The sequence below is a fragment of the Actinomadura parmotrematis genome, assembly GCF_019458805.1.
Taxonomy (GTDB): domain Bacteria; phylum Actinomycetota; class Actinomycetes; order Streptosporangiales; family Streptosporangiaceae; genus Spirillospora; species Spirillospora parmotrematis.
This window is the reverse complement of the sequence record NZ_JAIBOA010000015.1, coordinates 92,262-104,630: the sequence shown is the minus strand read 5'-3', so window position 1 is coordinate 104,630 and position 12,369 is coordinate 92,262. Positions and strand designations below refer to the sequence as shown.

Genomic DNA, 12,369 nt, shown 5'->3' with positions numbered 1-12,369 from the left:
GCATTCGGCGCGCATTTCGAGCGACACAGAGCGAACGGCGCATCACCGACCGAATAAGTACGGTTCACAGGGAACCGCACCTCTTTGTCGATGATCTAAGGGCGACCGATCCGTGCCGTACCGCCCCGCCCGCCCCTGGAGTCGATGTGCCCCCCGCCACACCTGGAAGGTCGCGGCGCCTCGGCGTTCGCCCCGCAGCGGGGGCCTGCTCACGCAGCGGAGTCCTGCACTGCGGGTGTGGCGCATCCGGTTGCGCATGTCACGGCAAAACCCTATAAAAGACCAATCCCTGTGTCTGTGATCATGCGCGATCACCGGCTCGTGACCGTGTCCGACCGACGACCGAGCAGAGGGGCTCCCCGTGCGCGCTGAATGGCAGGCGCATATCGACCAACTCCTGGAGACCTACCGGGAGAAGCGCCAGCAGCTGCAAGGTCTGCAAGAGGCCCTGGAGGAGATCGAGGGCGCGGGCGAGGCCGTCGACGGCCAGGTCCGGGCGCGGGTCGACCGCCAGGGCAAGCTGACCGAGCTCGAACTCGATCCCCGCGTGTTCCGGCGGCTCGGTTCGGAGGAGCTCGCGGAGGCGGTGCTGGAGGCGTCGAACGCCGCGGCCGCCGACGCCGCGGCCAAGGTGCGAGCCGCGACCGCCGCGGTCATGCCGGCGGGCGCCGCGGACGGCGAGGGCGGCGTCGACCTGTCCAAGCTGCTGTCGGCGGACGTCCCGACCGACATCGACGGCGTGAAGCGCCGCTACGGGCTGCTCGACCGGTGACCGCCGACGGCTACGAGGTCGACGCCGACCGCCTGAAGAAGGCGGGCACCGGGTTCCACGACGGCGCGGTCCACCTGAAGCAGATCTTCGACACGCTGAACAGCGCCCTGCAGACCGAGGGCAAGTGCTGGGGCGCCGACGACACCGGCAAGCAGTTCGAAGAGGGCTACCTCAAGGGCGCGGAGAGCACGCTCAAGGCGTTCGGCGAGCTCACCAAGGGTCTCGACGCCGTCAAGAAGGGCGTCGACGACATGGCCAAGAACTACAAGGACGCCGAGCACAACTCGAAGGTGCGGTGACCCGTGGGTCTGGAGATCCCCGATGAGGTCAAGTGGCTGTCGTGGATCGTCGGCTCGGACTGGCCCGAGGGCGACGAGACCGCGATGCGCCGCGACGCCGAGGCGTGGAACAAGGCGGCCACCGACATCGGCACCCTGATCGGGGAGGTGCAGGGCACCGCCGCGAACGTGCGCGGCGTCCTGGACTCCGAGGCGGCGGAGAAGTTCCAGGAGTACTGGGACACCTGGGTCACCAAGGACCCGCAGATGCTGACCAAGCTCCAGGAGTCGTGTCAGCAGCTCGCCGAGGCGATGGACAACGGCGCGCTCGACATCGAGTACGCGAAGTACATGTTCATCGCCCTCCTCATCATGACGGCGATCGAGATCGCCATGCTGCTGGCGGCGGCGTGGGCGACCTTCGGGGCCTCGACCGCCGGCATCCCGGCGGCGGAGGCGGGGGCCCAGGTGGCGTCCCGCACGATCTTCCAGACGCTGCTGCGCGAGATCGCCATGGGCGCGCTGAAGGGCGCGCTGCAGGGCGGCGGCCTGGACTTCGTCGTGCAGCTCGTCCAGGTCGCGCAGGGCAACCGCGACGGCATCGACTGGAAGAAGACGGCGATGGCCGCCTTCGACGGCGGCGTCGGCGGCGCGATCTCCGGCGGCATCGGCGTCGGCGCCGGCCACATCCCCGGCCTGAACGGGCCGGCGAACTCGCTCGGCGGGGCGATGGCGAAGGGCGCGCTGCGCGACGGCCTGTCCGAGGCGGTGTCGGGCGTCGCGGGGACGGTCGCGACGTCGGCGATCCACGGCGACCCGCTGACGCTCGACGGGCTGGCGAAGAGCGCCACGTCCGGCGCGTTCGGCGGCGCGGTGGGCGGCGCCAAGGGCGGGATCGGCGAGTACAACTCCCAGGGCGGAGTGACGGGGCCGCCCGGGACGGGCGGTCCCGGCGAGGGCGGCGGCCCGACGCCGACGCCGTCCACGGGCGGGATCGGCAACCTCGGCGGTTCCAACGGGACCGGGTCGGGTTCCGGCGACGGCGGTGGCGGCGGCACGGGCGGACCCGGCGGGACGGGCGACGGCGGCGGTCCGAGTGGGACGGGCGGCTCCGGCGACGGTGGCGGCGGTTCCAGCGGTACCGGCGGCTCGGGCGACGGCAGCGGCGGCGGTCCCAGCGGTATCGGCGGCTCCGGCGACGGTGGCGGCGGCGGTCCCAGCGGTACCGGCGGCTCCGGCGACGGCGGCGGCGGTTCCCACACGTCGAGCGGCTCAAGCTCGGGCTCGGGCTCGGGCTCGGGTGACGGCGGTGGCGGTGGCGGTACCCACACCTCCTCCACTGGTGGCGGATCCTCGTCCGGCAGCGGGGGTCACACGAGCCAGGGCGGCGGTGGTTCCTCGTCCGGCGGCTCCTACAGCAGCGAGGGCGGCGGTTCGTCGTCCGGCGGCGGAACGCACACCGCTTCAACGGGAGGTGGTTCGGGCAACCGCATCGCCGACGCGCTGGGCGGCGGCGGAAGCCACACCAGCGGCGGTGGCGGCGGCGGGACCGTGCACACCGGCGGCGGCGGCTCGTCGTCCGGCGGTGGTGGCGGCACTTCCCTGGCCTCGGCCTATGACGGCAGTGGCGGCGGCGGTTCGAGCAGTTCCGGCGGGGGCGGCTCCTCCTTCAGCAATCCTTCGGCTTTCGGCGGCGGCGGTTCGTCGGCGGGTGACGGCGGTCTCGGCGGCGGCTCGTCGTCGAGCGCGCCGACCGGCGGGGGCGGCACCACCGCTCCGACGGGCGGCGCCCCGACCGGTGCAGGCACGGCTCCCGCAGGCGGCACGTCCCCGGCCGGCGGCGGTACGGCCCCGGCGGGCGGGATGGGCTCGTCCGCACCGAGCGGTGGCGGCTCATCGCTGCCGGGCGGCGGCACCGGATCCGCGTCGTCGGGCGGCGCCACGCCTTCGAGCGCCGGCGGCGGCACGTCGCCGAGCGGCGGTGCGCCGCGCTCCGGCGGCGCGACCCCGTCGTCCCTGGCGGGCGGCTCGCCCGGTTCGCCCGCCGCGCCCTCACGGGGCCGCGAGGAGGGCTATACCGGCGACGGCGGCGACGCCTCCGACCACCCGCAGGACGGCACGACGTCCGCGGCCCCGACGGTCGTCCCGATCATGGGCGTGCCGCCCATGGGCGGCACGCCCGCTGGAGGCGGCCATGCCCCGAGCGCGGGCGCCGGCAGCACCGGCGGCCGCACAGGTGGCGGCGGCAGCACGGGCGGCGGCAGCGCCCCGTCCGCCCAGCGCCCCGACGCCGCGCCCCGCCCGTCGCAGCCGGAGAGTTCCCCGCGCCCTGCGGGCGCTCCGGGCGAGCACACCGTCAGCATGGACGACCGCGGCTCCATCCGGCACGACCCGATCGAGCCCCCGTCCAGCCAGCCCACCCCCGGCGACCAGCCCAGCACGCAACCGCGCCCCGACGCCGGTACGACTCCGTCGCCGACCGAGCAGCCCGCCCCTAACAACGCAACCGACCCGACAGCCGGAAGACAGCCCGCCACAGGCGAAGCGTCGCCCCAGAACGAGCGCCCTGCCCCCACCGGCACGCAACCGCGCCCCGACAGCGAAGCGTCGCCGCAGGAAACCCGCCCGGCACCCGACGCGCAGTCCGCCACTGGCGACCAGCCCAGCACGCAACCGCGCTCCGACGCGGGTACAACTCCGGCATCGACCGAGCAGCCAGCCCCCAACAGCGCAGCCGACCCGACAGCCGGAAGACAGCCCGACACGGGCGAAGCGTCGCCGCAGGAAACCCGTCCGGTACCCGGCGAGCAGCCCGCAGCCAGCGACGGCGCGCAACCGCGCCCTGATGGCGAAGCAACTCCTCGGGAGGCCGCGCCGTCCCCGCACGAGCAGCCCGCTGCCAGCGACGAGGCGTCCCCGCAGGCAACCCGCCCGACACCCGACGGACGGCCCGCCGCCGGGGACGGCGCGCAGCCACGTCCCGGCGGCGAACCCGACCCGCAGGAAACCCGCCCGGCACCTGGCGAGCAGCCCACCACCGGCGACGGCACACAGCCTCGTCTCGACGGGGCGACGAACCCCCAGGAAACAGCGGCGGCGCCCGACGGGCAGCCGCGTCCCGATGGCCAGGGCGCCCCGCCGTCGGCGCAGACCACGCCGGGCGGGCAGCCGTTCGGAGAGGGCAGCCGTCCACGGTCTGCCGCCGAGGGCACGCCGCAAGACGCCCGGCCGACGCCGTCCGCGGAACAGGGCGGCTCCGGGCCCCGCGATCGGGGGCCGGAGGACCGGCGTCCGGCGTCCGGCGAACCCGGCGCGACGCCGCACGAGCAGCCGGGCGGCACCGGCACGCCGCACCACGACGGCGGTGACGGCGGCGGCGACGAGCACAACGCCGCCCCGCACGAGGGCGGCGCCCCGCAGGAGAGCGAGCCCGCGCGTCCCCTGACGCCCGAAGAGCAGATGGCGAAGGCCGAGGACGCGGCCGCCGACGGCGCCCTGCGCTTCGAGGACAACGCCGACGCCATGCGGTACGGCGCCGACCACTGGAACGACTACGCCGACAACCTGCCCGAGGAGCAACGGCAGGCCGTCTACGACTACACGCGCGAGCCCCCGCCGAGCCCCACCTACGTGGAGATCAACGGCGCGCTGCGTGCGGGCGGCGACCTGCCGCCCGACCTCCAGCACCACGTGGACCAGATCGACGCCGCGCTGCGCGGCAACCCGGTCCCCGAGGACGTCATGATCACCCGCGGCATGAACCTCGGGCACCTCGACATGGACGCCCCCGACATGGTCGGCGGCGACTTCAACGACCCCGGCTACCTGTCCACGTCGCTCGGCGGTCCGGCCGGCGCCTTCTCCGACAAGGACGCCGTCCTGCACATGCGGGTGCCCGCGGGCACCCCGGCGCTGTGGGTGGAGAACGTGTCGGCGTTCGGCGGTGGCGAGCGCGAGCTGCTGCTCGGCCGTGGCATGACCTTCCACGTCGACGAGGTCGTCCAGCAGGGCGGCCAGTGGCACGTCTACGGCAGCTTCCACCCCGCCGAGGGCGGCCCCGCCGACGGCGCGATGCCGCGCAGCGGCGAGGTCTCCCCCGAGACCGGCGGCGCGGACCAGGGCTCCACCCCCCGCCCCGAGACGCACGACCGCTACGGCTGGTATTCCGACAGCGGCGCCGCCACGGCAACGCCGGCCGGCGGCCCGACGCCGAGCGCCGGTGACGGCGGCGCGCCGTCCTCCACCGACGGCGGCGCCCCCTCCTCGGGCGAGCAGCAGCCCGGCGCCGGTGCCCAGCCGCCGAGCACCACGGACCCGCAGACGTCCACCCCGGACCCGCAGGCGCACCCCGGCGGCGAGCAGCGTCCCGCCACCGAGAACGCCCAGCCCGGCCCGACGAACGAGCCGCAGTCCACCGCCGACGGCACCCGCACGCCTTCCGGCACCGAGCAGCGGCCTGGCACCCAGGACGCCGGACCTCTCCCCGGCGCCGAGCAGCAGCCGGGCAGCGGAGATCCCCGGCAGCGTCCGGACACCGAGCAACAGCCCAGCACCACCGACGGCCAGCAACGCCCAGGAGCCGAGCAGCCCACCTCGGCCGACGGCCAGCAGCGGCCCGGCGGCGGAGACCCCCAGCAACGTTCCGGCTCCGAGCAGCCCGGGACCACAGCTGACGGCCAGCACCGGCCGGGCTCCGGCGACGACGACCGCTCACGCTCGGGCGACGAGCAGCAGCAACGTTCCACTGCCGATGAGCCGTCGGCCGCCGACGGACCACAGCACCGGCCCGCCGGCGACGAGTCGACGCCGGGCGCCCGGAGCGACGGCGAGGCCGGTCCCCGCGCCGAGCACCGCCAGCCCGGCGAAGGCGACGCCGAAGGTCCGCACCGGCCCTCCGACCCCGGCGGCGACGAGCGCACCCCGCCCGCCCAGCACGCCGACGAGCCGTCCACGCCCCGCACGGACGAGCCGTCCGCGCAGGACGGGCAGGACGGGCAGCACCGCACCCCCGCCGAGGACGACGGCCCGTCACCGCAGCACGAGCCCGCGCACGTCCCCGAGACCCTCCCCGACCACCTGCACGACGCCTGGCACAACAGCGAGGAGACGCCCGCCGGGCGCTCCTTCCACGACGACCCCGCCCTCCGCGACCGCGCCCAGCGCATGGAGCCGGACCCCAACCGCTTCGTGCTGGACGGTCCCGGCGACGGCAACGGGCTGGTCGTCAACGGGCGGCACCTCGGCCCGAGCGAGGTCGCCGACCTCGTCCGCAACGACCCCAACTGGAACGGCCGCGAGGTCCTGCTGCTCAGCCCGCACGCGGGCGCGGGCGACTTCGGCGCGCAGCTCGCCCGGCAGCTCGGCGCCCCCGTCGTCTCGCCCACCGGGAACGTGGCGCACGACGCGCACGGCCGCCCCACGTCCGACGGCTGGGCGACGCATCACCCGACGCCCCCGGCGTCCGCGCCCCTCCCGGCCCCCGACGCGGCCGCGCCGCACCCGAACACGGCGGACTCCGCCGTCCCCCGCTCCGACCCGAACGACCCGGCGAACTTCGACAGCGCCATCGGCCCGGACGGCTACGCCCGCTTCGACGACAACGACTTCGCCGACGCCTGGGGCGAGAACCACCTCGGCGACGTCTACGACAACCTGTCGCCCGAGCAGCGCAACGCGCTCGACTGGTACACCCAGCAGTCCATGCAGAACGGCCTCCTGCGCCCCGGCGCGGACGTGGACGGCTTCTTCAACAACCTGAACGCCAGCCGCTACAACATGGACATGCTGACGTCCCTCAACGGCGGCCGTCCGCCGTCGGTCGCGGACCTGCAGCGGATGTGGAACCAGCCGCTGGACGCCTACCAGCGCAGCGTCGTCCAGTACGTGCTGGCGTCCCCCGACCCGATGCGCACGCTCGGCGGGATGTGGAGCGACGCGGGCTACCACCGCTTCCTCACCGACTACTTCGGTGAGACGCCGACCCCGGACGCCCACTACCGGCGGATCGCCGACCTCGACCAGGCGCTCGCCCAGACGCTGCCGGTGCCGCTGGAGGCCATCCGCGGCCTGCACGACATCTCCTTCATGCGGACGGCGGACGGCAGCCCGCTCGGCGTGCAGGACCCGCGCCTGCTGATCGGCTCGACGCAGACCGAACCGGGGTACATGTCCACCTCGCTCGGCGCGGACCCGGCGGTCGTGGACAACAACCCGTTCGAGTTCCGGCTGCACCTGGACCTGCCGCCGGGCTCGCACGGCGTGTGGATGGGCCACGACAGCCGCTTCCCGGACCAGCGCGAGCTGATCCTGCCGCGCGGCGTCCAGTACCAGATCACCGACGTGACGCACACGGGCTACGACGCCATGGGGCGCCCCGTCTACGAGATCCGCGCGACCGTCGTCCCGCAGGGCCCGCCCCCGACCGCCCCGCACCCGGGCGCCGCCGCGTCCGCACCCACCTCCCACCCCGGCGCACCCGCCTCCCCGACTCCCCCGGCGGCCAACCCCAGCGCAGCACCCACGCCCGACCCGACATCCGGGCCCGGTTCCACGCCCACGCCCGGCCCAGACCCGGCGTCCACCACCGGTTCCGCACCCGCGCCCAACGCCGCTTCCACGCCCGGGTCCAACGCGACGCCCGCGTCAGGTGCGGCGCCCGCGACCGACCCCACGCCCACCTCCAATGCGACGCCTGGCTCCACGCCTGCGTCCAACAGTGCGCCCGCGTCGAGCGCGGCGCCCACGACCGGCCCCACGCCCACGACCGGCCCCACGCCCACGCCCGGCTCCACGCCCGGGTCCAGCGCGACGCCCGCATCAGGTGCGGCGCCCACGACCGGCCCCACGCCCACGCCTGACTCCACGCCCGGGTCCAGCGCGACGCCCGCATCAGGTGCGGCGCCCTCGACCGGCCCCACATCCAGCGCCACGCCTGCGTCCAACAGTGCGCCCGCGTCGAGCGCGGCGCCCACGACCGGTTCCACGGCCACGCCCGGCTCCACGTCCGGGTCCAGCGCGACGCCCGCGTCGGGTGCGGCGCCTGCGACCGGCTCCGCGCCCGCCTCCAATGCGACGCCCGGGTCCAGCGCGACGCCCACGCCCGCGTCGGGTGCGGCGCCTACGGCCGGCTCCACGTCCGTAGGCGGTTCGGGGTCGGGGGTCGGCGATGCGACGGCGCATTCCGGTGGGGCGGCTCAGCCCGCTGCGGGTGCCGGCGGTCCTCACGTCGCCGGTGGCGATCAGCCGGGTGCCGGCGCGGGGGGCGTCCATCCTGGGGGCGCTGCTCCCGCGCCGCCCGTCGCGGGTGCGGGTGGTTCCGATGGTTCCGGTCCCGCGCATCCCGTCGCCGGGGCGGGCAGTGCGCCTTCGGCGAGCGGGACGGGCGCTCCGCACGTTCCCGCGCCCGGTACCGGCGGGCCTGCCGGTGGTACGACGCCGCACCCCGGCGGCACCACCACGCCGCACTCGGTCCCTGATCCCCGCATCGCCTACGGCAACGGCGGTACGACCGACCCGGCCGGCGGTCCGAGTCCGGCGTCGCACCCAGGGGGCACGACCACGCCGCACTCGGTCCCTGATCCGCGCATCGCCTACGCCACCGGCGGTGCACCCGACTCGGCGTCCGGTCCGGGAACCCCGCACGCCGGTCCGGCCACCACCTCCGCCGCGAATGCGGAGCCTGGGGGCCCGAACGCCTCTCCGAACTCGGGCGGCGCGGCCTCCCCCACCCCCAGCGGGACGACGCCAGGCGGAGCAGCGCCGGGCGGGACGACGCCAGGCGGAGCGGCGCCGGGCAGCAACTCGCCCAGCTCCGGAAACAGTGGAAACACGCGGCCGGCCGGCGGCTCCCCCGAGTCGCCGCGCCCCGCCAACACCCCCACCACCCTCGGTGGAAACACCACCCCCGGCACGCACCCGGCCGCCACCCCCGGCGGAGCCCCCGGCCGTCACCCCGCGCACCCCGCGCACCCCGGCGACGCCAACGGCCCCGCCCCCCACCAGCAGCACCACGCCCAAGATCCCCACAACCCCGCCCCCCACGAGGGCGAGCCGCAAGGCCACCACAACGACGTCCCCCCCGGCCTCCCCGAGCACCTGCACGACCTCTACCGCGACGCCGACCACACCCCCGCCGGCATGGCGCTGTACGGCCCCGACGACCCGGCCATGCGCGACCTCGCGCGCCGCGTCCCCGCCGATCCGCAGCGCTTCGTCCTCGACGCCCACGGCGGACCCGACGGCATCGTCGTCAACGGCCGCCGCCTCAGCGTCGAGGAGGCCGCCGCGCTCATCCGCAACCATCCGGACTGGAACGGCCGCGAGGTCATGCTCCTGTCCTGCCGCACCGGCGAGGGCGACTTCGCCGCCCGCCTGTCGCGCGAGCTCGGCGTCCCGGTGACGGCCCCGCGCGGCCTCGCCTGGACCGACAACAACGGCAACGTGTACGCCGCGTCCGCCCACACCGGCGCCGACGGGCAGCGCCATCCGACGATCCCGCCGGACGGCGGCTGGACGACGCACCACCCCGACGGCAACGCCGCCGAGGCCGGCAACGGCGGCCACGCCCCCGGCCACCCCCGCCCCGCCGCCGGCACCGGCGCCCCCGGCGAGCACACCCGCGCCCGCGCCCGCGACGCCTCCGGCGGCGAGGACGACCACGGTCCGCTGCGCCGTCCCGGCGGCGAGGAGCATCGGCCGGCGCCGCAAGAGCAACGGCTGTCGCCTGCGAATCGCGAGGAGTACCGCGCCAATCCGCAGCACCAGCTCGTCAACGACGATCTGCTGCCGCGGCCCTTCAACCCGCCGAGCGTCCTGCCGGAGAACGTGCGGCCGCAGCACGTCGCGCCCGGGCAGCCCTTCGCCGCCCCCGGATTCGTCGGCGACGCCAACGCCCGCTACGACGTGTACGACGGCCGTACGGACGCGAGCGGGGACCCCGTCCCGCGTGCCCGGATCTTCACCGGCCCCGACGGCCGGATCTCGCACATCGAAGGCGAAGTGTCCAACCTGCGGCGCGACCACCCGCAGTACGTGGACAACCCTGACATCAGCCGTCCCCACCCCGACGTCGACTACCGGGTCCAGGTCGGCGATCACCACCAGATCTTCCGGACCGACGAGAACGGCATGCCCCCGTCCGCCGTCGCCTTCGACCGGCCCACGCCCGAGCACACGGCGCAGGTCGGTGGTCCCGACGGCGGCACCGGCCCCGCCGGGGGCGTTCCCGCGCCGAAGCCGCACGAGCCGTTCGCCGGCAGGACGCTGGATCCCAACACCCGCTACGAGGTCTACGACACGGCGGGCGATTTCCGCGGCACCTACCAGACCGATTCGACCGGCCGCGTCCGCTGGGTCGAGACGGACTCGGGACGCGTCTCGTCGAACAACCCGGAGCTGAGGTCGCCGAGGTCCGAGGTGGTCTACCGGACGTCGCAGACGTTCGACCCCAACCGCCCGCCGCCCGCCGGCGGGGACTTCGCTCCGCGGCCGGACGCCCGCACCATCGCCGTCCCCGACCCCGACCATCCGGAGAACGGAGCGGCGCCGAAGGCCCGCGAGTCGTTCGCCGCCCGCGGCGGCCTGGAGCCGAACGCGCGCTACGTGGTGCACGGCAGCAACGGCGACCCGCGCGGCGTGTTCTACACGGACGAGAACGGCAGGGTGCGCATCGTCGACACCTACCGGCCGTTCAATCCCGACCTGAACCACCCGCACCCGAACACCCAGTACTCGGTGGACGGGGGCCGGTGGCGGTTCGAGACGGGGCCGGAGAACACCACCGCCAGCGTGCGACCGGAGCACTTCACCGACACGTCGGCCTCCTCGGGCGCCGATCTGAGGCCCGCGAGCAACAGCGATCCGACGCTGCTGCGGCAGCGCAACGACCCCGGCCAGCAACGGTCGGCCGCGCTGGGCGGGCGCGTCCAGGTCACCCGCAACGACGGCAAGGTGGTCTGGCAGAGCGTCAACGACGGCGGTCACACGCAGGGCCACCAGTTCGACTCCCCACGCGAGCTGATCAACTACGTGTCGCAGAACCGCGCGCAGAACCAGGGCAACAACGATCCTCTCACCGGTCTCCTTCCGCCCGACTCCTGGCACGCGATGGAGGGAGATCTCGCCGCCCGCGCCGCCGCCGGCGTGGAACTGCGCGACTTCAGCGTGTTCGCGCTCCGCGACGCCGGCGAGCAGGTTCCCCACCATCTCCAGGTGCGTTGGGTCGAGGTTGTCGACGGCCAGGTCACGATGCACATGAGAGGCTTCGACAATGCGTAGGACCGATGAGACGCGGGCGCTGTCCGACGAGATCTGCTGGGACGTGCTCGACGCCTGCCCGTCCGACTGGCGGCGCGTCGACCTGCGCTGCCAGGCCGTCGGCGACCGTGTCGACGTCCTGCTCACCGTGCTGATGCCGGACGGGTCGGCGCAGGCCGTCCAGGTGCCGGACGACCTCGTCCACAAATGGATCACTCTGCGCCACGGCATGCGCGACGACGACGGCACCTGGTTCGAGGCGCGGTTCGTCATGAACGCCCCCGGCCCCATGGTCAACCGGGACTTCAACGACCGCTACGAACCGTCCTGGGACGCGATGCCCTCGGCCGGCCTCTGGCGCGCCGAGCTGGCGAAGTTCCCGCGCGCGCCCCGAGCGGTCCCCGCCTGGATGCAGGCCCGCGCCGACGGCCTGCAGCCGCGGCCCGACCCCCCGATTCTCGGCCTGATGCACGCCGCGGTCGCGCAGTTCGTGGCCGAGGAGGTCACCCCGTACGTCGTGTTCTCCGCCCCCTCGGACTGGGAGCGGATCATCGGCTCCTACCGCGCCCTCGGCGACCACGTGGAGTTCCCGACGCCGCTCGTGTGGGGGGTGGACGGCCGAATGTACCCGTGGGAGCCCCCCGCCCGCGTCCGCCAGGCCATCGACCGGCTCCACCACAGCATGTACTACGAGATCGACGGCGACCCCGAGCGCGGCCGCGGCACCTGGTTCAGCGCCGAATGGACCGCCGAGTTCACCTACCCCGCCGAAATCGGCTTCCGCTACAACTGGAGCGCCGAACCGCTCTGGGACAAGCCGCCCACCGCCGAGGACGCCCGCACCGACCTGGAACGCTTCCCCCGCGCCGCCGCCAACGTCCCCGACTGGCTCCGCGCCCTCGCCGGCGAGGGCGGCGCCGGGGACGGACCGCCACCGGCATGATCGTTGTCCGCTCCGGCGCCTCCCGCCCGGACGCCGCCGTCCGCGTCTCCCAGGTGGGCGGGCGGACGGTGCCGGCCGCCGCAGCGGCGGTGGGCTGATGCACCGCGCGGCGCGACGTCCGT

The 12,369-nt window shown here is 75.2% G+C and carries 4 protein-coding genes; all 4 read left to right on the top strand.

Features of this window, described 5'->3' with window-relative positions; translation table 11 throughout:
• Window positions 1–361: 361 nt before the first annotated feature.
• From K1Y72_RS23110 to K1Y72_RS23095, 4 genes are read left to right on the top strand one after another with little or no spacing between them, the layout of a single operon-like run.
• Window positions 362–772: a YbaB/EbfC family nucleoid-associated protein gene (locus K1Y72_RS23110; RefSeq protein ID WP_220168513.1), complete on the top strand. Its 411-nt coding sequence runs from the start codon at window positions 362–364 to the stop codon at window positions 770–772.
• The gene (locus K1Y72_RS23105; protein ID WP_220168512.1) at window positions 769–1,071 is read left to right on the top strand and encodes a WXG100 family type VII secretion target; all 303 of its coding nucleotides are present in this window, start codon (window positions 769–771) and stop codon (window positions 1,069–1,071) included. The genes K1Y72_RS23110 and K1Y72_RS23105 overlap by 4 nt, the downstream gene beginning before the upstream one ends.
• 3 nt (window positions 1,072–1,074) lie before the next feature.
• Window positions 1,075–11,325, top strand: a complete 10,251-nt coding sequence (locus K1Y72_RS37290) for an ADP-ribosyltransferase (protein WP_220168511.1) — start codon at window positions 1,075–1,077, stop codon at window positions 11,323–11,325.
• Complete coding sequence (locus K1Y72_RS23095) at window positions 11,318–12,247, top strand: hypothetical protein (protein WP_220168510.1); 930 nt, start codon at window positions 11,318–11,320, stop codon at window positions 12,245–12,247. The genes K1Y72_RS37290 and K1Y72_RS23095 overlap by 8 nt, the downstream gene beginning before the upstream one ends.
• The last annotated feature ends 122 nt before the right edge of the window (window positions 12,248–12,369 follow it).

What these genes read in the sequence shown, in the direction of transcription:
- K1Y72_RS23095 (WP_220168510.1), top strand. Translation starts at nt 11,318, where the DNA reads ATGCGTAGGACCGATGAGACGCGGGCGCTGTCCGACGAGATCTGCTGG.